Raw genomic sequence first — 24,757 nt, 5'->3', positions numbered from 1 at the left:
AGTCCACGAGGCTAATCTGCAAGGAGGTTTTCGATTTGGGTAAAAAAGTATTGATCGTTGTCACAAGCTCAGACAAAATTGCCGGAAATGATACCGGACTATGGCTGGAAGAATATGCAGCTCCTTACGCTGCTTTTGTAAAACAAGGATATGATGTAACGGTGAAAAGCATCGACGGTGGACAGGTTCCGCTTGATCCGAACAGTCTGCCGGAAGAAGAGAATCTTGAGTGGCAGGAGGCCCAGTCTATTCTGACAAACACGGACAAGCTGTCTGAGGAAGACGTTTCCGCCGGCTACGATGCGGTCTACCTCCCAGGCGGCCACGGTACCGTGTTCGATTTTCCGGATAACCTGCTGCTGCAGCGCATTTTGCGGGAGCACGCTGAACAGGACCGCGTAATCGGTTCCGTCTGCCACGGACCGACAGCGCTCGTTCACGTGACGCTTTCCGACGGTACCCCGCTCGTAAAAGGCCGCCGCGTCAATGCCTTTACGGACGAGGAAGAGCGCGATATGGGTCTCGAAGGCGCCGTGCCGTTCCTGCTTGAGTCTACGCTTCGTGAAAAAGGAGCGCAGTTTGAAGGCGGGGACAAGTGGACGGACTTTTCCATTCGCGACGGAAACCTCGTAACCGGACAGAATCCAATGTCGAGTGAGAGCGTTGCCCGTAAAGTCATCGATGCTGTCGAAAATCGCTAAACCGTTTGAAAGGCTGCTGCGGCAGCCTTTTTTTGATCTTTTTTAGCGGGATGAAGAACCTGTGCTGTTAACGTACGTGCCCCGCGCTGTGCTGATGTTCACCTGCAACGCTTGGTGCCAAAGCACCGCTGCGCCTAGGAAAAAAAGCAGCCCCGTTAAAGAGGCTGCTTTCACTTATCCGTTTAGCTTAAACGAGCTTTTCAGGCTTACGATCCGATTGAATACCAGATGGTCTTTCCGGCTTTCCTTTGGATCAACGTTGAAGTAGCCGTGGCGGAAAAACTGGAATTTGTCATTCCCTTGTACATCTGCCATGTTCGGCTCGACAAATCCACGGTGGATCTGTACAGAGTCTTCATTGACGTGCTCCATGAAGTCGCCGCCGGCTTCATCGCCAATGAGCGGCTCGTAAAGTCGGAACTCTGCCGGCACGGCGCGTGTTGCTTCGACATAATGCAGCGTGCCTTTTACTTTGCGGGCATTAAAGCCGGACCCGCTTTTTGTTTCCGGATCGTACGTGCAGTGAAGCTCGGTGATGCGGCCGTTCTCGTCTTTGATGACGTCCTCGCACTTAATGAAATAGGCGTGCTTGATCCGTACTTCGTTGCCTGGATAGAGACGGAAATACTTTTTCGGCGGGTCTTCCATGAAATCTTCCCGCTCGATGTAGATTTCACGGGAAAACGGAATTTCACGCATACCCATGTCTTCATTTTCCGGATTGATGTCTGCCGGAAGCCATTCCACCTGTCCTTCCGGATAGTTGGTAATGACAACTTTAATCGGATCGAGCACGGCCATCGTGCGCGGCGCCTTCAGCTTTAAATCCTCGCGCAGAAAATGCTCCAGCATGCGGAAATCTACGAGGTTGTCCGCCTTCGCTACGCCAATCTCACGACAGAACTGTTTGATTGATTCCGGTGTAAAACCGCGGCGGCGCAGGCCGGAAATTGTCGGCATCCGTGGGTCGTCCCAGCCGTCTACAATGTTTTCATCAACGAGCTGTTTCAGCTTCCGCTTGCTCATGACCGTATTGGTCAGGTTCAGCCGCGCAAATTCAATCTGCTTCGGCTCCGACAAGTTTTCCGCATGTGCAACCACCCAGTCATACAGCGGTCGCTGGTCTTCAAACTCCAGCGTACATATCGAATGTGTGATGCCTTCGATCGCATCCTCAAGCGGATGGGCGAACGAATACATTGGGTAAATGCACCACGTCTCCCCGGTATTGTGATGCGTCGTGTGAGAAATACGGTAAATAACCGGATCACGCAGGTTGATGTTCGGCGAGCTCATATCGATTTTCGCGCGAAGCACCTTTTCTCCGTCCGCGAATTCTCCTGCGCGCATCTTCTCAAACAGATCCAGGTTCTCTTCTACACTGCGGGAGCGGGATGGACTTTCCTTGCCCGGCTCAGTCAGCGTTCCGCGCATATCGCGGATCTCGTCCTGAGACAGATCCTCGACGTATGCCAGTCCCTGTTTGATCAAATGAACCGCCTGTTTATACATCTCCTCAAAATAGTCCGATGCAAAGCGGATTTCCTCCGGTTCGTAGCCGAGCCAGTCAATATCTTCTTTAATGGCCTTAACGTATTCCACGTCTTCCTTCAGCGGATTCGTGTCATCAAAGCGAAGGTTCGTACGGCCCCCGAATTCATCAGCGAGCTCAAAGTTTAAGACAATCGACTTAGCGTGGCCAATGTGCAGATAGCCGTTCGGCTCCGGCGGAAAGCGCGTTACAATTTCATCGTACGCGCCCTCTTCCATGTCTTTTGACACAATATGCTTAATAAAATGAGTGTGTGTTTCGCTCACGGTTCCATCACCTTTCTTCATCTGTCATTCCGGCAGGCGTTGCTGCCGGACGCTGTGTTTTTTTATCCTGTCACGATCCAGCCTGCATGCTACAGCACTCTCATTGCAAGAACCTTCAGGTAGTCTCCCTCTGGATAATCGGCATTAACAAGAAAATCCTCCGGCAGCGAAAACTGCTTTTCCATTCGGAAGCGGCGGTCCTTCGCTTTGAAGGCCTGTTCAACTTGACGGCGGAAGCGCCACCTTGGCAGTCCTGCATGGTTCGTAGACGCAATCAGCAGCGATCCCGGCTCCATCAGTTCAAGCGCATCCTCTACCAGACGCCCGTAATCCTTGGCGGCACGGAACATCGTCTGCTTCGTCCTGGCAAAGCTCGGCGGGTCGAGGACGACGATATCATACGTTTGCTGGCGGGAAGCCGCCTTGCGGAACCAGCTGAACACGTCATCTACGAGAATCGTCTGGCTGTCCATGTCGATTTCGTTCAGGCGGAACTGCTCCGCGGTTTTCTCACGGCTGCGGTTCGCAGCGTCTACGCTTACGGTTGAAACAGCTCCTCCGAGAGCCGCCGCTGTTGAAAATGCTCCGGTGTAGCTGAACGTATTCAGAACTGTGCTGCCTGCAGCCCATTCATCCCGCAGCGTTTTTCTTACGTCACGCTGATCGAGAAATATGCCTGTCATCGCCCCATCGTCCAGGTAGACGGCAAAGTTCATGCCGTTTTCCTTAATAGGAAGCGGTGCCGGTGCTTCATTGCCGCTGACAAAGTCGCTCTGCTGCTTTTCCTGATCATCGGAAAAGCGCTTTTTCTCATAGATACCGGCAGGGTCCATCGTCTGCGTCAAAATATCGATAAACTGCTGGCGGAAGGAGTATGCTCCCAGGCTGTAGAACTGCAGCACGTAGTAGCCTGCGTAGTAGTCAATCAGAATACCGCCGAATCCGTCTCCTTCTCCGTTAAAGACCCGAAATGCGGTCGTTTCTTCTGAGGCAAGCAGGTTTCCCCGCCGGCTGATCGCCATCATCAGCTTTTTGGAAATGAACTGTTCATCAATCTGTTCGTTTTCCTTTTTCGTCAAAATCCAGCCGATGCCTTTATTCTGCTTGCCGATATAGCCTCGTCCGAGAAAATCTCCGTCCGGCGCCTCCAGCGTGAACAGCTCTCCTTCTTCTAAATCAGTCCGGTTCCCGACCGCTTCTTCTGTCAGCAGCGGAAACCCGGCCTGATACTGCTCTACCGTTTCCGGCAGGGCGGTCAGTCGTCTTTCTTCCATGGTACCCATCCTCTCTTTACGAACACAAAAAAACCGCACGGCTCCCATGCACATGGTCCAGCGTCTGCGGTTACATACGTGTAAGCCCTCCCTGATCCAGCTTTTGACAGCGGTTCAGGCAGAGCTACTTCTGCTGTTGGACATGCACGGAGCGGACGGTTACCATACGGCATCTCTCCATCGGTTCGAATGCTCTAACGCTACCATATTTCAGGCGGCTTCGCAACTGCGGTCAGCCGTCAATCCGCTCTGGATGCGTGTACACGTTGAACCGGTCCCGGCGGATAAAGCCGACTGCCGTAATGCCGAGATCATCTGCCAGATCCAGGGCGAGCGAGGTCGGAGCCGACTTGGAGAGGACAACACCAGCCCCGATTTTAGACACCTTGAGCAGCACTTCAGAGGAAAGCCTGCCGCTGAACACAATCACTTTATCCTTTAAGCTGATACGGTGCCGGACGCTGTAGCCGAACAGCTTGTCGAGTCCGTTGTGCCGGCCGATGTCGGATCGGGTGACGAGCAGTTCGTCTGCCGTTGCCAATCCAACGTTGTGCAGGCCTCCGGTAGCGTGAAAGTCTGCAGATCCTTCCTGCATTTCCTTCATCAGGCGGATGATCTGCTCGGGGCGAATCCGCACCGGGCTGGAAACCGTTTTAGCCGTTCGACGGTCGTTTTCAAAGTAAAACTGCCTGCTCTTTCCGCAGCAGGAGCCGATGACCCGCTTCGACACCCCGAGACGGTCAAGCGGCAGCATTTCTTTTACATCGGCGTGCACGATGCCCTTTTCCTCCGAAATATCAAGCCGCGTCACGTCATCTGCCGAACGGATCACGCCTTCTGACAAAAGAAAGCCGTAAACCATGTCTTCCATATAAGAAGGGGTACAAAGCAGTGTGGCAAATTCGTCGCCATTTACGTGAATCGTCACCGGCGCTTCGAGCGCAATGTCGTCCTCCTGCTCGGTCCATCCGCCGCCTTCGTATGTGTGAATCAATCGTGTGCCGCTTACGTTTTCCGAAGCTGTTTCTTTCATGCCGTCCGCCCCTCTCCTGATTATGTATGTGCTTTCATTGTAGCACCGGACGGGTTTGGGTGGCAAAATTGGCGCAGACGATGTAAGATAAACAACGAAACGACAGACAGGAAAGGAACGATACGCATGGCACACAGCCGCGATGAAGAAGTCGAGCTGCTCGGCAATACAAACGTTGATTACAAAATGGATTATGATCCGGACATTCTGGAGGCATTTGAGAACCGCCACACGTACCGCGATTATTTTGTTAAATTTAACTGTCCGGAGTTCACAAGCCTCTGTCCGAAAACCGGCCAGCCGGACTTTGCAACCGTTTATATCAGCTACATTCCGGATGAGCGCATGGTGGAAAGCAAATCGCTCAAGCTGTATTTGTTCAGCTTCCGCAACCACGGCGACTTTCATGAGGACTGCATGAATACGATTTTAAACGACCTCGTCAAGCTGATGGACCCCCGTTACATTGAAGTCTGGGGTAAATTCACGCCGCGCGGCGGCATTTCCATCGACCCGTACACGAACTACGGCAAGCCCGGCACGAAATATGAAAAAATGGCCGAGCACCGCATGATGAACCACGACATGTACCCGGAAACCATCGACCACCGATAGCCATCTTAAGCCGCCTGCTGGGCGGCTTCAGGCTGTTGAGAAAGTCAATCAGCTTATATATTTATTCAATTGATTGTATTTCCCCTTTGCTTACCGGCGGAAGCTTGCCGTGGGCTTGCCTTCAGCTATTTCTCAGGGGAAACCCCTGAGAAAGGATCTTCAGGCTGCGCTTATTCCACAGGCGTCCCCGCCGGATACGACGGGAAAACGGGTTTGTTTAATGGAAAAAAACGTCCCGATCGCTAGACGCTGCAGCTCTTTTGCTTTTTTGGTGAATATTTGAAGCACTGGCATCCCTATTCGACATCGAAGTGTTGCCTATATAAAGGTTTTATCCATATGGAACAAGCTCGTTTGAATCATCACCAGGCGTTTCAAACGGACTGCCAGCTGCCAAATCGAAGGACCTCGACTAAAGGAGGATCAGAACGAGGTGAAAGCCGAGCCCATTCCCTCCGGAAAATGAGTATCCGCAGATGCAAGGTTATTCACCTGAAATGACGTTATCAACACTCTGAAGCCGCCTCTTGAGCGGCTTTTTTTGTTGTCTCCTCTACTGCTGATTCAGGACCTTGTGCTGTCATTTGTGATGAGTCTTTCGTTTACATATATCAATGAACGGATTGCAGAGGGATGGATGGGGTATGGAGAAAGGAGAAGGAGGCGGTTATGTTGGCAACGCTTTGGCTGATGGGTCATCAGTGCTCGCTCCGGCAGCCCTGGTTCGAGTCGTTTGATAAAGAAGAGGATACGGTGCTGCTCGTTGAGGAGCATTCAAAAAAATTGTGGAAAGGGTATCATAAGCAAAAACTCGTCCTCATTTTTTCGATTATGCGCCATTTTAAAGAGGAGCTCGAAAAGAAAGGCTACAAAGTGGATTACCGAACGGCCGATACGTTCTCAGAAGGGCTCGACAAGCACGTCAATCAGTATCGTCCAAACGAGCTTTACCTGCATGAACCAACCGACTACCATCGGCTGCAGGACGTTCGGAAATGGGTGAAGGCGCAGAAAGATACGGACGTGCATACGACGGAGGAAGGTGGATTTTTAATCGGACGCGATGAATGGGAATCGCTTCTTCCAGACAATGAAAACTGGCAGATGGACAAGCTGTACCGCAAATTCCGCAAAGACATGGACGTGCTGCTGACGAAGCAGAAAAAACCAATTGGCGGTAAGTGGAGCTACGATGCCGACAACCGCAAAAAGCCGAAAAAAGATATGGAATTTCCGAACCCTGACTGGCCAAAACCGGATCAAATCACAAAAGACGTGATACAAGAGGTCGAAAAAAACTTTCCTGACACGTACGGCACACTGGAGACCTTTCATTATCCGGTTACAGCCGATGCCGCTGAGGCTTTTTTAGAGGATTTTATGAAAAACCGCCTCGAGCTGTTCGGTGATTATCAGGACGCGATGATTCCGGGAGATCCGTTTATGGCCCACTCGCTGCTCTCGACTTCCATCAACAATGCGCTGCTGGACCCGCTCGATGTTGTACGCAGAGCGGAGCAGGCGTATCACGATGAGCAGGCTCCGCTTAATGCTGTCGAAGGCTTTATCCGTCAGATTATCGGCTGGAGAGAGTATATCCGCGGCATTTACATCCGGAAAATGCCGGACTATGAGAATACAAACGAGCTGAACCACAAGCGCGACCTGCCCGACTTTTACTGGACGGCAGACACCGAGATGAACTGCTTAAAGGAATGCACCAGCGCGGTCGTGGATCACGGCTACAGTCATCACATTCAACGGCTGATGGTGCTCGGCAACTTTGCAAATCTGGCCGGTATTGAGCCAAAGCAGGTGTCCGACTGGTTCAATGAAATGTATGTGGATGCGCACGACTGGGTTGTACTTCCGAACGTGCTGGGTATGGCGCTTTACGCGGACGGCGGCCTGATGTCGACTAAACCGTACGTGTCGAGCGGAAACTACATCCAGAAGATGAGCCGCTACTGCGGTGACTGCCGCTACAGCGTGAAAGAAAAATACGGCGAAGACGCCTGCCCGTTCCATGCGCTCTACTGGGACTTTCTTGAACGGCACGAAGACAGGTTCCGCAGCAACCAGCGCATGGGCATGATTTACAAGCACGTAGACAATCGCAGTGAAGAGGATACGAAGCAGCAGAAGGACACCGTCAAGCTGAACATGAAGCGGATGGAGGAGGGAACGCTTTGATTGCAGCCGGACTGGACGGATGCCGCCAGGGCTGGATTGCAGTGACCTCAAAGAACGGCCGGCTCACCGGCGCTTTTCTGCTCCCCCAGCTGAGTAAGCTTGCAGCGGGGGACTACGGGGCCATCTGGATCGATATTCCGATCGGGCTCCCTTCCGCCGGCAGCTATCCGCGCCGAACAGAACAACTGGCTCGAAAACGGCTTCCCGGCCGAGGTTCAACTGTGTTTCCGGTGCCGGCTGAGGAAGTGCTGGAAGCAGCTTCCTATCCTGAAGCGAACGTGCTCCATAAAGAGCTGACCGGCTCCGGACTGCAGAAGCAGGGCTGGTTTATCCTGCCGAAAATCGCCGAAGCTCGAGAAGCTGCAAACATTCTCGCTTTAACCGAGGCCCATCCGGAGCTGTTATTTGCCTGCCTGAATGAAGGTCCCGTATTGTCCAAAAAAAAGCAGCCCGAAGGCCGCGAAGAGCGGCTTACGCTGCTTGAAACGCTCGATCCCGGCGTACGTCGCTTTTTTTCCGACACGCTCCGGCAGTACCCGCGGTCTGCCTTTGCCACGGATGACCTGCTCGATGCAGCCGTGCTGGCACTTTGTGCATCCCACCCCGCCTTAATCCGGGAGCCGCTTGACCCTGAACCGCTTCACGACAGGCTCGGCCAGCCGATGAATATGATGCTTGTACGGCTCCGTGCATAAGAAGGGGCTGCTCCGCGGTCAATCCCGGAGCAGCCCCTTCTATCAGCTTGCATCGTATAGGACCCGGAAAGTCCGCGGTACCTCTCCCGGGTCAATCTATTTCAACGAGTACCCGCCGTCAACGACGAGCTCGGTGCCAATGACATAAGAGGCAGCGTCTGAGGCTAAAAACCGGACAGCTGCGACAATTTCAGATGGATCGGCATACGATCCGCGCGGTGCTTCCTTTGAGGCTTTATCAAAGGATTCTTCGTTCCCATATGCTTTCACGGCCAGCTTTGTCTTTGTAGGACCGGGAGAAATACAGTTGACGCGTATACCTTGTCTCGCAAAACGCAGCGCCGTGCTTTTCGTCATGGCTTTAACGGCTGCCTTTGTTCCGCTGTATGCCGGAAGCATCGGATTGACTTTGTCGTTTCCGAGGATAGCGGCGTTGTTAATGATCGCACCGGATTTCTGCTTCTGCATTTGCTGAAGCGTATACTTCATATACAGAAACAACGCGGTCTGGTTCACTGCGATGAGTTCATCCCAGTCTTCTTCCTTTACCCGTGCGAGCGGGCCACTGCCAAGTGAAAGGACGCCTGAGTTGTTAAACAAAATGTCGATCTGCTCTTCTTCTTCCAACAGCTTCTCAAAAAAATCAGCTACTTCCTGACGATTCGTGTTATCAACTTTATGAAAGTGGGCAGTGCTTCCGGCTTCCTGCTCCACGGATTTTCCTTCATCTTCCCGTCTTCCTGTGAAGTAAACGCGCGCACCGCGTTCAGCAAACTGCTTGACGGCTTCTGCGCCGATTCCGGAAGTCCCGCCGTTAACGAGAACAACCTTCCCTTCAAAGTGTTCCATTCCTATCCGCCTCCAGTATTGTTGAGCTTTTGTTTAATATATTCCCAATCTATGTATAACTAAACCTGTTTGATATGTGATTTTATGTAGTCGTGTTTCCAGGCTTTCACGTGCTGCCAGGTCTTCAAAGTCGTTTGATGTTGAACGGAAGGCCAGATAAGCGGAGAAGGATGGCATAGAAATGATAAACAGTTAACGAGAATAACCTTTTCATCTAAAGGATGGGAGGAGGCTTTCAGCGTACACCCTGAAAGGCAGCGGCATTTTACTTCGTTAAAAAGCGTGAGCGGACGATCGAAAACTCGATCGTCCGTTCATATGCTGCGCGCTAACGTGTTCAGGTAGTGGAGCTGTTTTCGGGAAAAAGAATATCACCGTTTTGCCCTGCGTTCTCCATCACCGCGCGGCTCAGTTTTTCCGGCGGATACGGCTTCGTCAAGTAGCGGGCGATACCGAATTCCTCTGTTTTTTCTTCTGCTTCATCGAGCGCTGAGGAAATGACGATCGGAATGTCCTTTGTGGCAGCATCCTGTTTCATTCGCTGAACCAGATCCCAGCCGTTCCCTCCTTCGCCGAGCATCAGGTCAATCACAGCCGCTGACGGCGGGGTTTCCTTCATCGCGTTCAGGGCAGCTTCCGCGTGTAAATAATGGACTACCCGGTATCCGTTTGTTTTCAGCTCCTCTGACAGCAGCAGAGCGAGACTCGCATCGTCTTCCACGATCACAACGGTTTCGCCGTTCACATTCGGCTCCCGGTCGTCAGACGGCTGTGCGTTTACGAGCAGTGGAAGTTCGACAGTAAACGTGGAGCCTGTTCCCTCTACGGAATCTACGAAGATTCTGCCGCCATGTTTCTCGACGATTTCCCGGCAAATCGCGAGACCGAGTCCCGTACCGCCGATGTTGCGGCGGTCGCTCTGGTCAATTCGCTGGAACTTCTGAAACAGTCTGGCGATTTCTGCCTCTGGAATACCGAGTCCTTCATCAGACACGCTAAGCCGCAGCAGATCCTCTTGAGCGGCAAGCTTCACTTTCACAGCTCCGCCTTCAGGGGAAAACTTCACAGCGTTGCTGATCAAGTTCGTCAGCACCTGCTGCATCCGCTCTCCGTCTGCTTCAACTGTTACTCCGCCTGCCGTATCCTCAAACAGAAGCTCATGCGTCGTCACGTGACGGAACTGGTACATTGTTTCGAGAACCAGCTGATCGAGCTGTATGTTTTCCATCCGGTACGGCTGACTGCCGGCCTCCATTCGCTGCAGATCCAGAAAATCATTAATCAAATTGGTCAGACGCTTCGCTTCTTTATGAATCGTCGTAATGTATTTTTTTTGACGCTCCGGCTTCAGCTCTTTCTTTAAGAGCAGCTCTGTAAAGCCTAACACGCTGGAAAGCGGCGTCCGCAGCTCATGGCTTACCGTGCTGACGAGCTCGGATTTCATGCGGTCGAGCTCCGATTCCCTCGTACGATCACGGTAAACAAAAATGGTGCCGATGCGCTTATCGTCGTCAAAGACAGGTGTTCCGTACACGCTGTACACGACGGAGCCTTCTTCATGCTGTATCGTAAATTCATGAGAAGCCGATCCCGACTGCCGGTGAACCATGTCCTCAAAGAAGCGTTCCAGCTCCTCCGGTTCATCCACAAGCTGAAGAAGACTGGACGGCCACTCCCCAGGAACCAGCTCCGCTGCCGCCCGGTTTTCCTGAAGGCGAATTCCCTCGCCGTCAATCAGCTGAATGCCTTCATTGACAGTGTCGAGTATGGTTTGACTGATTTGCCGCGATGTCGCAATCTCTTCATGAATAAGGACACGCTGCAGACCGATCCCTACATGGCTCATCAGGGCCTCGATTTCTTCCATTTCTTCTTCTGTAAACCGTTTCCCGATCGTAGTAGCGGCAAAGATAGCGTAAATGTGCCCTTCAGCGTCTCTCACAGCTGTATAATAATCGGTCACATCTGCTTCAGGTGCGATCCCTTTATCCGAGGCTTCGGCCGGGCGTGTGATGATGACACGTTTCTCGTTTAACAGACGTTTAACCCAGACTGCTTTATCCGCCTCCCGCCAGGATTCGATCATCGCCTCCGTCATGTTGGCTGAACGGAAATCACTGGTATCCACCATACAGAACATGCTGCGGTCGCTCGGATAAAGCTCGTTCACGTAAGCGAAAACGGCGCTGAGAAGCTCCTGGCGGTCAAGGCGGGTCGACATCGTTTCATTCAACAGGCTGAAACGGTCCACCTTGCGTTTTTCCCGATCCGCTTCTTCCAGCAGCTCCTGCAGCGAATCCTGCTGCGCTTTCAGTTCTTCATTCTGCGCCTGCATTTCCTCTTCGTTCTGCTGCAAGGTGAGTGCCATATTCATGAAAGATCGTCCAAGCACGCCCAGCTCATCATTGCGGGTCGCTGCCTCTATGTCGATCGCTTCCCCTTCTGCCAGCTTATCGGATGCTTCCGTCAGCTCTTCTACTGGAATGATCAGCTGCCGGAGTAAACGCTGTGAGACAAACAATATAGCAATAAAAACGATCATCCCAAACATAAAAGAGAGCACGAGATTGGTCATACTTTCATCTAGTGCTGATTCGTATTCCTGCTGCAAATCAGCGAAAACGGTATTCCGCAGCTCAGATGCTTCATCGAAAAGCCCGTTAATCTGCGCTACCGAACCTTCCTGGCCGAAGCTGCGAAGCCCTTCGTAATCATCGGCAGCTACGAGTGCCACAGCGGTTGGCAGAATGTCCGATTCATAAGTAATCAAAAATGACCGAAGCTCTGCAGCAAACAAGCTTTCTTGCTCCGTCAATTCAAGCTCTTCCATCCGGTCAAGTGCTACAAAAAGCGCTCTTAAGTCCAACTCTGCGCGGCGAAGGTCTTCAGAATCTTGATAAGCATAGTAGGATCTCACGTGAAAGAACAGCTCGTTCAGCCGTTCTGAAACGGCATCAACCACTTCATAACGCTCTGTCAGCTGCTCCTGTGCTTCTTCTGCCTGATTTTGGTCATAAATTAAATAGCCTGTGACCGCAGCTGTGACAATCAAGACAATTGCAACGACGATCGCCGCTTTTCGAATGTAGCTGCTGCGAATCGAACGTTTCATCATAAAATATCCTCCACGAGCGCTTCCAGTTCTTCCGGACTGAACGGTTTTGCCATAAAATAATCGGCTCCTGCAGCGAGGGCGCGCTGCTTATCCTGCTCCTGTGCTTTAGCAGTCAGCATGATAACAGGCATATTCCGCTGTTCATCCGACAGGCTTTCCAGCACTTCCATTCCTGTTTTCTCCGGCATCATATAATCGACGACGAGTAAATCAAACGAGGCTTCGCTAAGCTTTTGCAGCGCATCCGCCCCATCCTCTGCTTCTGTAATATCATGACCGAGATCCTCCAGCGTATCGGTGATCAGCATGCGCAGAATCTCTTCATCATCTGCAACTAAAATTCGTTTCACGATCAGGCTCCTTTCTGCTCTTCTTCAATTCCTTTTCTCTTCATGTCGCCCCAGGACTGCTTCTTCTTCAGGACGGAGAACAATCCGACAACACGGCACCAGACCATAAACGGACGGAACCAGAATGATTCGGTGAGCGCCCAGAAATACAAAACGAGGATGCTCTTCATATCCCGGTACTTGTGATACGTCCACTCCTCCAGCAGCACCGCCAGTGCAGAAAGCAGCGAGCCGTACAGAATCGTGACAATGATCATGAGGGTCGTCACTTCCGGATTCACTAGTCCGAACACGAGACCGGCTATGATAATAAAATAACCGAGAAATTCAAAGACGGAGCTGAGCAGCTCCACAAAAAAATAATACGGCATGGAAAACAGGCCGATGCCTTTATATTTTGGATTAAACATCATCTTCTTATGACGCCAGAGCGTCTGGGCAAGCCCTTTCTGCCAGCGGATCCGCTGCGATTTCAGCGATTTGACGTCAGATGGCGCTTCCGTCCAGCAGACAGGGTCCTGAATGTATTCAATGCGCTGCGTTGATTTTTCATCCTTGAGCATTTTATGCAGCCGCACGATCAGCTCCATATCCTCACCGATCGTTTTCGTTTCATAGCCCCCGGCCCGGATCACCCGCTGCTTTTCAAACACGCCGAACGCGCCGGATATAATCAGCAGAACGTTGACCCGGCTGAGCCCCAGCCTGCCGATTAAAAACGCCCGGAAGTATTCCACAATCTGCATGATCGCGAGCGGCTGCTTCGGCAGGGCGATTTTTTCCACGACGCTGCGGCGGATTTCCGATCCGTTGGCGATCCGGACCGTCCCGCCTGTGCAGGTAACTCCGCCGTTTGAATCAATAATCGGCTTCATCGTCTTCAAGAGGGCGTCCCGCTCCAGAATGGAGTCCCCGTCGATTGCTGCAAAATAAGGGTACCTGGAAAAGTTAATGCCTGCATTCAGCGCATCGGCTTTTCCGCCGTTTTCCTTTTCCAGCAGCCAGACGTTTTTATGGGTGCGGGAGCGGTACACATGGTTCACCTGCGCAGTCGGAAAATGCTGCCGAATCGGTGAGTTTACTTTTTCCATGTTAAATGACGTCAGCATTTTCTCATTCGTTTTATCTTTGGAACCGTCGTTAATGACGATAATTTCAAACTCCGGATACTTCAGCGCAAGCAGCGAACGGACAGTGGAAACGACCCCGAGCTCCTCATTATAAGCAGGAACGAGCACAGAGACAGGATACGTATCCTCGCTCTCGGTGAGCTCTTCTATCGGTTCATCGCGGTCCAGTCCGTGCTCGCGGCGGATTTTCGGCATCGACATAAAAAAGAGAATCAGGTAAATGCCGCCTACGATCAGCATATAGGCGATGATCATGTAACCAGTGATCGTCAAGAGAAGTGAAAGGATGTCCATGTTTACCGCTCCCCTTCCGCTTTTGCTGTCAGCGTCCGCGCTGCCATATCCCGTGCAAAGCGGTCTTCATGATTATTCCGTGCGTATTCCAGCAGAATTTCGCCATCTGAAAAGCTTTGCAGCGCTTCAGCTGCGGCATAGCGGACCCACCATTCCGAGTCTGCAAGCAGCTCCAGCAGCTCATCCCTCCGGTTTTCCAGGGAAAGAACGGCCGCCGTTTTACAGGCATACATCCGCTCTTCCCAATGGTCTGAACGGAAAAAGGGATCGATCAGCGCCGGTGTATTCATGTACTGAAAGGCACCGATGCTCCGCATCGCCTTTAACCGGATTTCCTTATTCGTATGATGAAGCGCCCGCTCCACATCCGGCAGAAATTCCAGCAGCCCCCGTTCCCCAATGTGAACAATAAGCGCCTGGAAGAGCTCCGGGTGCGCTTCAGAGTCGAGCCGGTTTACAAGATGCCGAAGCTCTTCTTCGGGGAGCCTCCGCAGGATTTCTTTTTGAAAGACGACTCCGGTCGTGTCTTCACGAAGCAATTCATCAACCGCACCAGTATGGCCGAGTGATGCAAGTGTCCGGACTGCCTGTCTGTATTCTTCTGTTCCCTGCTGCAGCCGGTTGATGTGGGTATCTACAGCATCAGCCATCTGCGTCAAATGCAGGTCTTCAACAAAGTAGAGCGTATTCATCCGTTCCGCCCAATTGCCTTTACGGAGACGCTTTTTATAAACCGGCAGCAGCTCCTGTTCAGCAAAGAGCTGAAGCCGCTCCTGTTCGCCGGTGTTTTCCGTTATCAGCGCCAGCCGGTCGAGCACCTTCTCGATGATCGCCACCTTCAGCTGGCCCCGTTCCGGAAAATCAGGCAGATGCTGCTCATCACCAGAGGCGTAGGACACCATTTTCGGCAGCAGATTTTCATAATGCGCCTGCAGTGCTTCCTCATAGCGGAGTGCGCGTGACTTCATCAAAAGTAAATAAACGAGCAGCACCAGCTGCAAAGCGACAAACAGTATGATCAGCCACACAGCCCACATCATCAGGCAAACACCCTCTCCATTAATCTTGTCATGCGGGCAGCCACTTCCCTTACTCGGAAGGGCTTGACCATATAATCATCTGCGCCAAGCTCCAGCGCCCGCGCAATTTCGGCCTCGCTTTTTCTGGCCGTAAGCATCGACACGAGTATCCGTTCTTTCGGATACGAGCTGCGTACTTCCGTCAGCACATCAATGCCGTCAAGCTTCGGCATCATGCCGTCCAGGAGCAGAAAGTAATAATCATTTTCCCGGTACCAGTTATCTTCTAAAAATGCGGCACCGTCCGGATAACTGCGGAAGCGGACGATTTTGCCTGCAAACTCTGTCCGGCGCTGCATGTACTGCCGCAGCATATCCCGCACCACTTCGTCATCGTCGACGACAATCACCTGCACGACTCCCTGCTCAACCGCATCTGCGATCCCTTCTTTATAGGGAACCGTTCGGCTCCGGCCGTGCCGCTTGGCGTAATAAAGCGCCTGATCGGCTTTTTCAAGCAGCTCCTCCGGATGGAAGGACTCTTTCTCAGGGGCAGAAATGCCGGCAGAAAACTTCAGCTTGACTCCGCTTTCCTCCAGCGGACGCTGCTCCAGTCGTTCCCTCAGCTGATCCATGCGGTATTCTGCCTGCTCCGGTCCGGCATCTTCCATAATGACGACGAATTCTTCGCCGCCATAGCGGTACAGGCTCTCTCCTGCTCCGAGCAGCGCTTCTGTTTCATCCACAAACAGGCGGAGTGCTTCATCCCCGGTGCTGTGTCCATATGTGTCGTTGATCTTTTTAAAATAATCCAGATCACAAAGAATGAGGGAAAACGAAACGGCTGCTTCTTTCGCTTTTTCCTGCAGGACAGCCATATCCTGAAACAAGCGCTTGCGGTTTCGCGCACCAGTCAGCTCATCCTGCAGTGCCGAATTCCAGATGCGCTCCTGAAGCTGCAGCCGGTTTTTTAAAAAGGGGAAAAACAGCTCCTGCTGCAGCGGTTTGCTGATAAAGTCCATTGCTCCCTGTTCATAAGCGCTGATCCGTTCTTCCAGACCTGCCCCTGCCCCCAGCAGGACAATCGGGGTAAAGTCGCTCACGGCCTTGTCACGAATCCGGCTGAACACGCTCTCCCCATTTAAAGCTGGCATGAGCGCGTCTAAAATAACGAGCTTCGGACGGAACTCATAAAACATGTCGATTCCTTTTTCACCGGTCATCGCCAGCAAAGCCTGGTACCCATTTGATTCCAGCAGTTCTTTTGCATAGGCAATAAACTCTACATCATCGTCAATCACCAGGATAAAAGGTGTCTCTTCCTCCGGCTCGGGCTCAGGCTCCTTTAATACCGGCTGTTCCCTGCTCGGCATGAGCTGCTCAAGCATCGGTTTCCAGGTTGACCGCGGCAGCACTGAGTGTCCCGTTTCTGACAGCTGTTCCAGCCTGGCTGACGCCGCCTCATACACGTCCGTCATTCCAACGGTTCCTGCTGTGCCTTTCACGTTATGAAAAAAGCGGTACAATTCATCTTCGCGAATATCCCCTGACTGCTCCCAGAGCTCCAGTGTCTTCTCGATCCGGTTATACACCATCTGCTGATATCGTTCCATATTGAAGCTCCTTTTATACAAATTAAAGTTATAGACGTCGTTTCTTCTAAGCTGTTACTTCCATTATAGGTTTTTTTACTCAAAAAAACGACAGAATAAACATCCTGTCGCTACTTAAAGATAGATAATGGAAGATACGCAGAGACGAGGTAGTGCGGAATATCCACTACTTCACTCAGCTTCAAGTCAACTGCGGTGCTGCAAAGCATGTATGCTTCCACATCAGAAAGCCCGTACATGTGGCTGATATGCTCAATCATGTAACTCACTGCTTTGCGGCAGGCCGTCATCAGATCCTCACCAAAGCCGGTAGTGACATAATAGCGCTGGTCAGGCGGACCGTGAACGAGCGGGCCTTTCGTCTCAAACTGTGGCTCCTTGATCTGCCTTCCTTTATGCAGCTGAAACTTCAGCTCGATGTCCATCGGCGCCTCAATCGCTGTGCCGCATACTTCCCCGTCTCCCTGGGCAGCATGCGTGTCTCCTACGGAAAACATCGCTCCCTCCACCCACACCGGCAGGTACAGCTTGGTTCCCCGCGTTAAGTGACGGATGTCCATGTTGCCTCCGTTTTGACGCGGCGGTACAACGCTGTGTGCTCCTTGTTCAGCGAGAGCCGTGCCGATCGTGCCTGGAAACGGTGCGATTGGAATCTCGATCCCGTGAAGGAATTCCGCTTTCCCCTGTTCCAGGTCCCAGATTTTTAAAGCAGCCTCCTGAAAATGCTCGCTCAGCAGTCCGAATCCAGGAATGACGCCCGTCCAGCCCCAGCTTTGCGGACCAAAACCGAGAATTTCCACTTCCAGCGTATCGCCCGGTTTGGCTCCCTTGACGTAAACGGGTCCGTTTACGGGGTTTACTCGATCAAAATCGAGTGCTGCCACGTCTTCAGAGGTAGACGTTTTCGACAGCTGGCCGGCAGACGAGTCCGTTACTTCAAAGCCAATTTCCTCTCCCGGCTCTGCTTCATACACCGGTTCGAGCGACCTGTCCCAGACAAAATGGTGGTGGTGACGGTGAATCGTATGGTTCATATACGCTTCCTCCTCTCCAGTCTGTTTCCATATTATCATGTCTATGGATTGACTAAAAAACAAACGCCCTTATAGTGAAAACGCTATCATGAAAATACCTCGTTTATTTGCGTCCAAGTGGTTGTTATTACGCATTATCCTCTATATAATGTCCTTTATACGAAAACATTTGTACCGTAAATAGAGACAATCAGGAGTGAGCGGGGATGGCACAACAGATGAATGTAGGACTACTTGGCTTCGGCACGGTAGGAACCGGAGTACTTGAAATTATTGAGCAGCATCAGGATAAATTAGCTCACCAGATCGGAGCACCGGTAAAAGTAAAGAAAGTGCTCGTATCAAGTCTGGACAAGGACCGCGGCCCGGCCGCTGCACATACAGAGCTTACGACGAATGCAGATGATATTCTTCTCGATGAGGACATTGATGTGGTCGTAGAAGTGATGGGCGGCATGGAGCAGGCACGCGACTATATGAAAAAAGCGCTGGAGCACGGCAAGCATGTTGTTACAGCCAATAAAGATGTGATGGCTGTACACGGCAGCGAGCTGCTGAAAACAGCAAACGAGCAAAAGTGCGATTTATTTTATGAGGCAAGCGTCGCCGGCGGCATTCCGATTCTGCGCACGATCGTGGAGGGGCTGGCCTCCGACCGGATCACGAAGATGATGGGGATCGTCAACGGTACGACAAACTATATTTTGACCCAGATGACGAAAGAAGGACGTCTCTATGAAGACGTGTTAAAAGAAGCACAGGCGCTCGGCTACGCAGAAGCGGATCCGACCGCTGATGTGGAGGGACTTGACGCTGCGAGAAAGATTGCGATTCTCGGCACGCTCGGCTTTTCCATGAACCTTGATCTGGATGATGTGTCGGTTTCGGGCATCAGCAGGGTGACGAGCCAGGATCTGCAGTACAGCAAGCAGCTCGGCTATACGATGAAGCTGATCGGGATTGCTGTCCGTGACGGCGATAAAGTGGAGGTGAGCGTGCAGCCGACGCTCGTTCCGCATGAGCATCCGCTTGCGTCTGTCGATGACGAGTTTAACGCCGTTTACGTCTACGGGGAAGCGGTCGGGGAAACGATGTTTTACGGTCCCGGCGCCGGCAAGCTGCCGACGGCTACCGCTGTCGTTTCCGACTTAGTGGAAGTATTGAAAAACAAGCGGCTCGGGGTCACCGGCAACTCTGCTGTCATTCCTCAGTTTGATAAACAGCTGAAAACCGCAGACGAAATCCGCTCAAAGTATTTTCTGCGGATTCACGCAAAAGACAAGCGCGGCACGTTTGCAGCATTGACCCGCATTTTCGACGAGCATAACGTCAGCTTGGAAAAGATCCTGCAGGTACCGCTGAACGAAGGCCGCCTGGCGGAAATCATTGTAGTCACTCATGAAGTAACGAAAAAAGATTATGGGGAAGTACTGGAGCGCCTTCAGGACGAGGATGTTGTCGTCGAGATTAAGAGCAGCTACCGTACGGAAGGAGACATGTCATAATGCTGTGGCGCGGACTGTTAGAAGAATATAAGGAATATCTGCCGGTAACTGAAGATACACCAATGCTTTCGCTGCAGGAGGGCAATACACCGCTGCTGCCGATGAAGCATCTTTCTGAGAAGCTCGGCGTAGAATTGTACGTGAAATACGACGGTGCCAACCCGACCGGCTCATTCAAAGACCGCGGCATGGTCATGGCTGTTGCCAAAGCGAAGGAATCTGGAAGCGAAGCGATCATGTGCGCTTCTACCGGAAACACGTCAGCTGCCGCTGCCGCTTATGCGGCTCAGGCAAAAATGCGCTGCCTGATCGTCATTCCGGACGGGAAAATTGCCATGGGCAAGCTCGCGCAGGCGGTCGTCTACGGGGCTGAAATCGTCAGCATCGAAGGAAACTTCGACAATGCGCTGCAGATGGTGCGCAACTTGGAAAAACAGACGCCGATCACGCTTGTAAACTCGGTGAACCCGTACCGGATTGAAGGACAGAAAACGGCCGCCTTTGAAGTGGTGGACGCACTCGGCAGCGCGCCGGACGTCCTGACGATTCCCGTCGGCAACGCCGGCAACATCACGGCCTACTGGAAAGGGTTTGAAGAGTATCACAAAGCGCGAGGAACAGGACTCCCGCAAATGCGCGGCTTCGAAGCAGAAGGGTCAGCGGCGATCGTGCAAAACAAAGTCATCGATCAGCCGGAAACACTCGCAACCGCGATCCGGATCGGCAACCCGGCAAGCTGGGATAAGGCAGTAAACGCTGCATCAGCTTCCGGCGGCGCGATTGACTTTGTCACAGACGATGAAATCGTCGCAGCCTACAAGCTGCTCGCGCGCGAAGAAGGCGTGTTCGCCGAGCCGGCTTCTGCCGCTTCTGTAGCCGGCCTGATCAAACAGATCGAATCCGGCGAAATCAAAAAGGGCTCCCGCGTCGTTTCTGTACTGACTGGAAACGGACTGAAGGATCCGAATACGGCGATCGATACCGCTCCTGTGCAGCCTGTCAAGCTGCCAAATGATGAGCAGGTCGTCTTTGATCATATGCTTGGAAGGGTGAAGCAGTCATGAATCAGCAATGGAAAATCCGCGTTCCGGCAAGCACCGCCAACCTGGGTCCCGGCTTTGACTCCATCGGCATGGCGCTGAACCGCTACTTGACGCTGTATGCAGAGCCGGCTGACGAATGGGTATTCGAAGCGGACTCTCCTCATCTTGAGGGCATTCCCGCCGGAAAAGAAAACCTGATTTATATCATTGCCGAATGGATCGCAGAAAAGTATGACGTCGCCCTTCCCGCCGCCCGCGTCAAAATGGAGAGCGACATTCCGCTCTCGCGCGGATTCGGCAGCAGCGCCACTGCCATCGTCGCCGGCATTGAGCTGGCGGATGTGCTCTGCGATCTGCAGCTGACGCGCGAAGACAAAGCGCACTGGTCAAGCCTGTATGAAGGACATCCGGATAACGTCGTTCCCTCCATTTACGGCGGGCTCGTCATCGGCAGCCAGTACGAAGAGGACACATACCTTGTGCACGCCGGCGTGCCGGACATTGATCTCGTCGCGGTCATCCCGTCGTATGAACTCAGCACGAAGGAATCGCGCGATACGCTTCCAGAAGGCTTTTCCTATAAGGCAGCCGTCAACGCCAGCAGCGCGGCGAACGTGCTGACCGCTGCCATTATGCAGAACAACTGGGAGCTCGCCGGCAAAATGATGAAAAACGACCTGTTTCACCGGCCGTACCGCCTCCCTTCCATTCCGGAATGGCAGCGGGCTGAAACGCTGATCGACGAGCTTCCGGTATACGGTGCGACGCTGAGCGGCGCCGGTCCGATCATTTTGTTTTTTATCCCAAAAGGAAAAGGCAAAGAAGTGCTGCTCCAGCTCCGTTCCCACTATCAGGAGCAGGCAGTGGAACAAGTCGAAGTCGACGCAGGAGGCTCCTTCGTGGAGGCGATCCCCTGCCGCGAAGCAGTTCGACGATAGAACGTGACGAAAAGCCCGAAGCCGCGCGTTGCGGCCTCGGGCTTTTAATGTGTATGAGGGGGAACGGACTGACGGCCGGCTGGTGAAGATTAATCAGTTGAGGACGGAGAATGAAAAGTTGGAAGGCTGAAATGAAACGTTTCTGTCCCCAAATAAAAACTTTCATCAGCGTGTTCCAGTCATCAGGAAGCTTCCGGCTCCCGGAAGCGATCCGACATTACAAACACTTGGCTACATGGAGAAAAATACTGCACCTCCTTTCTGCCTCGCTGCATGCGTTTAAGACGAAACATACACATTTTCACAAGGCAGCACGCATGGAAAAACCGGAAGCTTCAGTTGCTCCCGGTTCTCTTTCACTATGCGGCTTTTGGACGGCGGCTCTGCGGCATCCGCTTCTGGATCCAGTCGCGGCCCAGTAGGTGGGTGCGCAGGTAAGGAATCACCCAGCGGTCCCCGCCGAAGCGGCCTGCGTTGGCACCCGCAGCGAGAATGAAGATGGTAACCAGGACGAGCAAAGGATTCGTAGAGATCGTTCCAGCGAACAGGAAGGCGAAGTTCATCACAATTCCAAAGAACGCAGCAGCAGTAGTGAACACACCGAGGATCAGTCCCAATCCGACAAGCAGTTCACCCCAGGCGACCATAAAGCTGAAGAGGCCGGCATTCGGCAATGCTATATGTTCAATAAAGGCGTGGTAGGTAGGATATTGTGCGGCAACATCAGCATTGGCTACAACGCCCTGCAGATAGCCGGAAGCATCAAATCCTCCAACTACCTTGCCCCATCCTGCAGTCAACCAGGCCCACCCTAGATACAGGCGGAGAAACGTGAGAATACCAGCAGCAATTCGATTGTTCCGTAAGAAGTCCATAAACATGATTAATTCCTCCTAAGATTGTTATAAGTTTGGTTTGGAAGAAAAGCTGCTCACGTTTCTTGTCCATGATGGACGGAACAAAGTGCTTCCGGCTCTGCGCGCTGGGATGACCGGATGTTAGTTTGTGAATTAGTGAGCAACCTTTCTATAGGTATACTATAGCACACACTTGTGAATTAGTGAGCATAAACCTTGTGTCTAATTTGTGAAATATTGAGCAAATAATTCGGCCGTGAAAATCTGCACATTTCTAAACACTTGTTCTTCCCAATCTTTCACAAAAGACAGTTCGACCAGAAGCAAAAGTAGTTGATCGATTTGAATGATTAAATGCTATCCAGGAGGCGAAACGCGTTTCATATGAAATAGTGCACGAAACAAACGAAACAATAGTAAATAACCCTTTCTTTTTTACTCACTTACTCCCATAATGTAGTAGGGTTATATTATTTTATTACTAAAATGGGTTGTCTTTTTGAGGAAAGCAGTTTTTACAACTACGATTGGTGTTGCTCTTCTACTCACAGCATGCGGGGATGCTGAGAATAATGGTAACGCAAATGAGAACGAAGCTAATGCAGCTTTGGATAACAATGAGAACGATATGAATAATGACGATGTGCATGAGGACAATAATGAGCAAGATAACGAGAACGAAGAGTTAGAAGAAGAAAACGAAGAAAATGCTGAAGCTGATGAAGAAATGAACGGAAACGAAGAAGACGCTGCAGATGAAATTGCAGAAGACGGTTGGGAAACAGAAGTTGGGGAAACGATTGAAAATGAAGGTGGGACGTTTACCCTTCATGCAAGACAAGATGATATTGATACAATTGAAACTGGGCCCGTTGTCATTGATATTGAACAAGTAAATGCGCAGTCTGGTGAACTGTCTCAGCAAATGGCTGACATGCTGGAAACGGAAGAGCTTGAAATGATCCAAATGGATCTTACTGTCGAAAACACTGCAGATGAAGATATCACTTTCTACGTTTCTCAAGCAACGATCGCTACGAGTACTGGAGAGCAGCTTGAATCAGATATGTGGCTCTCCGATCATATCGATGGTGACATGATGTCAGGAACTTCTCACAATGGTACCTTCTTCTTCGTATTAGAAAACTCTGCAGCGGAAGATGTTGAAAGCGTTCGAATCACATGGAGCTCCCCTACTAATGAGGATTGGGAAGATATTGGAGAAGATGTAGACATTGAAGTTGAGTTTTAAAAAGTGAAGCCTTTCGAGGCTTTTCTTTCCTCGTTAAAAAGAACGTACGTTCGTGTATTTCAAGTGGAAGGATACCTCTTTAAAACGTGAGTTATATATACAGAGACTTTTAGTTAAACTTCGTGTCTATTTCACTCGCCATCGTATATCGGAAAACAACTATTCAGACCAGTTTAATGAATGTATTGAAGGGAATCTGTAAGGAAAGAAAATTCGCTCCCAAACACTGCTGTTAATCACCTTCTTCGAACATATATTCCAACAGAAAACATAAAGAAAAACCCTTGTCTATCAAGGGATTCAGCATTTTTATGTATGGCGACCCTGAGAGGATTCGAACCTCCGACCTGCCGCTTAGGAGGCGGCTGCTCTATCCTGCTGAGCTACAGGGTCATCGAATGTGCCGTCTGCCTGAAATGGGAGACGGCACTGTTCATTATAACGTAATCACCCGGCTTCTTCCACCCGGTGCTATTTGATTAGTCCGAACTGGCGCAGGGCGTCTGCGAGTCCGTCTTCTCCGACGTGACCAGTTACGTGGGAAGCTGCCTTCAGCGCTTCCGGTACTGAGTTACCCATAGCCACGCTGTTTTTCGTAAAGGAGAGCATTTCAATATCGTTCGGTCCGTCCCCGAATACGTAAACGTCGTCACGCGTAGCGCCGAGGCGCTTCATCATGGCCTCAATTCCAATCGCTTTGGAGCCGCCGGACGGGATGATGTCTGTGGAGACTTCATGCCAGCGGATAAAATCAAAGTCGTTGAATTCCTGTTCGTACGGCTTCTCTTCTCCATCGGTGCAGAACAGCAGCGTTTGGTAGATCGGCCGGCTGTTCAAGTACGTATCGTCAAATTCCGGATGATCAAACTTGAGCGATCCGATGCTCTCTTCAATGTGCGGGTGGTGCGGGACGTTTGCTTTCATGTCGCGATGATCCAAGTACACGAGTGGATGGTCATTCGTTTCTGCCATCGCCGTAAGGCGCTTCAGCTCCTCATACTTTAGCGGATTTTCGTGAATCGTTTCGCCTTCAAATTCCACGTATGAGCCGTTAAAGCTGACAAAGGAACTGATGGAAAGCTTCTCTCGCAGCCGGCTGAACATAAATGGTGCCCGCCCCGTCGCGATCGCTGTATAGTGTCCGGCGTCCTGCAGCTCCTGAATCGCTGCGATTGTGGAATCCGGCAGTTTTTTCTCCTCATCTACAAGTGTTCCGTCTATGTCAAAAAAAAGCAGTTTTCGATCGGCCATCGTCTTCTGTCCCCTCTCTGGATATGGATGCTCCGTCCATTATAAGCCAACTAAACACCGTCGTACAGCGGTTTACAGACAACTTCGTGCAGTTAAGCGTTTACATGTGCGCGGCTTCCGGATAAAATCATTGTAGATTTCCTGCCAGTTGTTATAATAGAAGTTATCAGATTTTTGC

Annotated in this window: 20 protein-coding genes and 1 tRNA gene; 8 read left to right on the top strand and 13 right to left on the bottom strand. The window is 51.6% G+C overall.

Annotated features, from left to right (window positions below):
- Window positions 1-35: 35 nt before the first annotated feature.
- Entirely contained in the window at window positions 36-701 is a 666-nt protein-coding gene (locus tag ACFO4L_RS07460; RefSeq protein WP_377909064.1) for a type 1 glutamine amidotransferase domain-containing protein, read from the top strand.
- 174 nt (window positions 702-875) lie between these two features.
- Here ACFO4L_RS07460 and ACFO4L_RS07455 read toward each other — a convergent pair whose 3' ends face one another.
- The 3 genes from ACFO4L_RS07455 to fdhD form a co-directional block, all read right to left on the bottom strand.
- Window positions 876-2,471: a glutamine--tRNA ligase/YqeY domain fusion protein gene (locus ACFO4L_RS07455; RefSeq protein ID WP_377909162.1), complete on the bottom strand. Its 1,596-nt coding sequence runs from the start codon at window positions 2,469-2,471 to the stop codon at window positions 876-878.
- A 137-nt stretch (window positions 2,472-2,608) separates the two neighbouring features.
- Complete coding sequence (locus tag ACFO4L_RS07450) at window positions 2,609-3,793, bottom strand: class I SAM-dependent rRNA methyltransferase (protein ID WP_377909063.1); 1,185 nt, start codon at window positions 3,791-3,793, stop codon at window positions 2,609-2,611.
- Window positions 3,794-4,025: 232 nt separating this feature from the next.
- Window positions 4,026-4,826: a formate dehydrogenase accessory sulfurtransferase FdhD gene (gene fdhD, locus ACFO4L_RS07445; RefSeq protein ID WP_377909062.1), complete on the bottom strand. Its 801-nt coding sequence runs from the start codon at window positions 4,824-4,826 to the stop codon at window positions 4,026-4,028.
- A 126-nt stretch (window positions 4,827-4,952) separates the two neighbouring features.
- Between fdhD and queF the strand changes: the two genes are divergently transcribed.
- The 3 genes from queF to ACFO4L_RS07430 all read left to right on the top strand — a co-directional run bounded on the left by queF (window position 4,953) and on the right by ACFO4L_RS07430 (window position 8,329).
- Window positions 4,953-5,441 (top strand): preQ(1) synthase, encoded by a 489-nt coding sequence (gene queF, locus ACFO4L_RS07440; protein ID WP_377909061.1) that lies wholly within the window; start codon window positions 4,953-4,955, stop codon window positions 5,439-5,441.
- A 672-nt stretch (window positions 5,442-6,113) separates the two neighbouring features.
- On the top strand, window positions 6,114-7,634 hold the full coding sequence (locus ACFO4L_RS07435; protein ID WP_377909060.1) for a cryptochrome/photolyase family protein: 1,521 nt from the start codon (window positions 6,114-6,116) through the stop codon (window positions 7,632-7,634).
- Window positions 7,631-8,329, top strand: coding sequence for a DUF429 domain-containing protein (locus ACFO4L_RS07430; protein ID WP_377909059.1), 699 nt, complete (start codon window positions 7,631-7,633; stop codon window positions 8,327-8,329). The genes ACFO4L_RS07435 and ACFO4L_RS07430 overlap by 4 nt, the downstream gene beginning before the upstream one ends.
- Before the next feature lie 96 nt (window positions 8,330-8,425).
- Here the strand turns inward: ACFO4L_RS07430 and ACFO4L_RS07425 are convergent, their stop codons facing one another.
- From ACFO4L_RS07425 to ACFO4L_RS07395, 7 genes are all read right to left on the bottom strand, one after another.
- Complete coding sequence (locus ACFO4L_RS07425; protein WP_377909058.1) at window positions 8,426-9,178, bottom strand: SDR family NAD(P)-dependent oxidoreductase; 753 nt, start codon at window positions 9,176-9,178, stop codon at window positions 8,426-8,428.
- Window positions 9,179-9,515: 337 nt separating this feature from the next.
- On the bottom strand, window positions 9,516-12,293 hold the full coding sequence (locus tag ACFO4L_RS07420; RefSeq protein ID WP_377909057.1) for an ATP-binding protein: 2,778 nt from the start codon (window positions 12,291-12,293) through the stop codon (window positions 9,516-9,518).
- On the bottom strand, window positions 12,290-12,643 hold the full coding sequence (locus ACFO4L_RS07415; protein WP_377909056.1) for a response regulator transcription factor: 354 nt from the start codon (window positions 12,641-12,643) through the stop codon (window positions 12,290-12,292). The genes ACFO4L_RS07420 and ACFO4L_RS07415 overlap by 4 nt, the downstream gene beginning before the upstream one ends.
- 2 nt (window positions 12,644-12,645) lie before the next feature.
- Window positions 12,646-14,067 (bottom strand): glycosyltransferase family 2 protein, encoded by a 1,422-nt coding sequence (locus tag ACFO4L_RS07410; protein ID WP_377909055.1) that lies wholly within the window; start codon window positions 14,065-14,067, stop codon window positions 12,646-12,648.
- A gap of 2 nt (window positions 14,068-14,069) precedes the next feature.
- A complete protein-coding gene (locus ACFO4L_RS07405) occupies window positions 14,070-15,107 on the bottom strand; it encodes a HEAT repeat domain-containing protein (RefSeq protein ID WP_377909054.1) in 1,038 nt (345 codons plus the stop codon).
- Window positions 15,107-16,699: a response regulator gene (locus tag ACFO4L_RS07400; RefSeq protein WP_377909053.1), complete on the bottom strand. Its 1,593-nt coding sequence runs from the start codon at window positions 16,697-16,699 to the stop codon at window positions 15,107-15,109. The genes ACFO4L_RS07405 and ACFO4L_RS07400 overlap by 1 nt, the downstream gene beginning before the upstream one ends.
- 110 nt (window positions 16,700-16,809) lie before the next feature.
- Window positions 16,810-17,733, bottom strand: coding sequence for an acetamidase/formamidase family protein (locus tag ACFO4L_RS07395; protein ID WP_377909052.1), 924 nt, complete (start codon window positions 17,731-17,733; stop codon window positions 16,810-16,812).
- 206 nt (window positions 17,734-17,939) lie between these two features.
- Between ACFO4L_RS07395 and ACFO4L_RS07390 the strand changes: the two genes are divergently transcribed.
- From ACFO4L_RS07390 to thrB, 3 genes are read left to right on the top strand one after another with little or no spacing between them, the layout of a single operon-like run.
- Window positions 17,940-19,238 (top strand): homoserine dehydrogenase, encoded by a 1,299-nt coding sequence (locus ACFO4L_RS07390; RefSeq protein WP_377909051.1) that lies wholly within the window; start codon window positions 17,940-17,942, stop codon window positions 19,236-19,238.
- On the top strand, window positions 19,238-20,302 hold the full coding sequence (gene thrC, locus ACFO4L_RS07385; RefSeq protein WP_377909050.1) for a threonine synthase: 1,065 nt from the start codon (window positions 19,238-19,240) through the stop codon (window positions 20,300-20,302). The genes ACFO4L_RS07390 and thrC overlap by 1 nt, the downstream gene beginning before the upstream one ends.
- Window positions 20,299-21,219: a homoserine kinase gene (gene thrB, locus ACFO4L_RS07380; protein WP_377909049.1), complete on the top strand. Its 921-nt coding sequence runs from the start codon at window positions 20,299-20,301 to the stop codon at window positions 21,217-21,219. The genes thrC and thrB overlap by 4 nt, the downstream gene beginning before the upstream one ends.
- Window positions 21,220-21,578: 359 nt before the next feature.
- Here the strand turns inward: thrB and ACFO4L_RS07375 are convergent, their stop codons facing one another.
- The gene (locus tag ACFO4L_RS07375) at window positions 21,579-22,100 is read right to left on the bottom strand and encodes a DoxX family membrane protein (RefSeq protein WP_377909048.1); all 522 of its coding nucleotides are present in this window, start codon (window positions 22,098-22,100) and stop codon (window positions 21,579-21,581) included.
- 475 nt (window positions 22,101-22,575) lie between these two features.
- On the opposite strand from ACFO4L_RS07375, the gene ACFO4L_RS07370 reads away from it, so the two are divergent.
- Window positions 22,576-23,328, top strand: coding sequence for a hypothetical protein (locus ACFO4L_RS07370; RefSeq protein WP_377909047.1), 753 nt, complete (start codon window positions 22,576-22,578; stop codon window positions 23,326-23,328).
- A gap of 316 nt (window positions 23,329-23,644) precedes the next feature.
- Here ACFO4L_RS07370 and ACFO4L_RS07365 read toward each other — a convergent pair.
- Both ACFO4L_RS07365 and ACFO4L_RS07360 read right to left on the bottom strand, forming a co-directional pair.
- A tRNA-Arg gene (locus ACFO4L_RS07365) sits at window positions 23,645-23,721 on the bottom strand.
- A 78-nt stretch (window positions 23,722-23,799) separates the two neighbouring features.
- Entirely contained in the window at window positions 23,800-24,579 is a 780-nt protein-coding gene (locus tag ACFO4L_RS07360; protein ID WP_377909046.1) for a Cof-type HAD-IIB family hydrolase, read from the bottom strand.
- Window positions 24,580-24,757: the final 178 nt, after the last annotated feature.

The organism is Bacillus daqingensis (assembly GCF_042654445.1).
Taxonomy (GTDB): Bacteria; Bacillota; Bacilli; order Bacillales; family Salisediminibacteriaceae; genus Alkalicoccus; species Alkalicoccus luteus.
The sequence above is the reverse complement of the archived record's forward strand: the minus strand, read 5'-3'. Positions and strand labels throughout refer to the sequence as shown.

Coding starts and splice junctions, on each gene's coding strand:
- ACFO4L_RS07455 (WP_377909162.1), bottom strand. CDS start 2,471: ATGGAAGAGGGCGCGTACGATGAAATTGTAACGCGCTTTCCGCCGGAG.
- ACFO4L_RS07450 (WP_377909063.1), bottom strand. CDS start 3,793: ATGGAAGAAAGACGACTGACCGCCCTGCCGGAAACGGTAGAGCAGTAT.
- fdhD (WP_377909062.1), bottom strand. CDS start 4,826: ATGAAAGAAACAGCTTCGGAAAACGTAAGCGGCACACGATTGATTCAC.
- queF (WP_377909061.1), top strand. CDS start 4,953: ATGGCACACAGCCGCGATGAAGAAGTCGAGCTGCTCGGCAATACAAAC.
- ACFO4L_RS07425 (WP_377909058.1), bottom strand. CDS start 9,178: ATGGAACACTTTGAAGGGAAGGTTGTTCTCGTTAACGGCGGGACTTCC.
- ACFO4L_RS07420 (WP_377909057.1), bottom strand. CDS start 12,293: ATGATGAAACGTTCGATTCGCAGCAGCTACATTCGAAAAGCGGCGATC.
- ACFO4L_RS07410 (WP_377909055.1), bottom strand. CDS start 14,067: ATGGACATCCTTTCACTTCTCTTGACGATCACTGGTTACATGATCATC.
- ACFO4L_RS07405 (WP_377909054.1), bottom strand. CDS start 15,107: ATGATGTGGGCTGTGTGGCTGATCATACTGTTTGTCGCTTTGCAGCTG.
- ACFO4L_RS07400 (WP_377909053.1), bottom strand. CDS start 16,699: ATGGAACGATATCAGCAGATGGTGTATAACCGGATCGAGAAGACACTG.
- ACFO4L_RS07395 (WP_377909052.1), bottom strand. CDS start 17,733: ATGAACCATACGATTCACCGTCACCACCACCATTTTGTCTGGGACAGG.
- ACFO4L_RS07390 (WP_377909051.1), top strand. CDS start 17,940: ATGGCACAACAGATGAATGTAGGACTACTTGGCTTCGGCACGGTAGGA.
- thrC (WP_377909050.1), top strand. CDS start 19,238: ATGCTGTGGCGCGGACTGTTAGAAGAATATAAGGAATATCTGCCGGTA.
- thrB (WP_377909049.1), top strand. CDS start 20,299: ATGAATCAGCAATGGAAAATCCGCGTTCCGGCAAGCACCGCCAACCTG.
- ACFO4L_RS07375 (WP_377909048.1), bottom strand. CDS start 22,100: ATGTTTATGGACTTCTTACGGAACAATCGAATTGCTGCTGGTATTCTC.
- ACFO4L_RS07360 (WP_377909046.1), bottom strand. CDS start 24,579: ATGGCCGATCGAAAACTGCTTTTTTTTGACATAGACGGAACACTTGTA.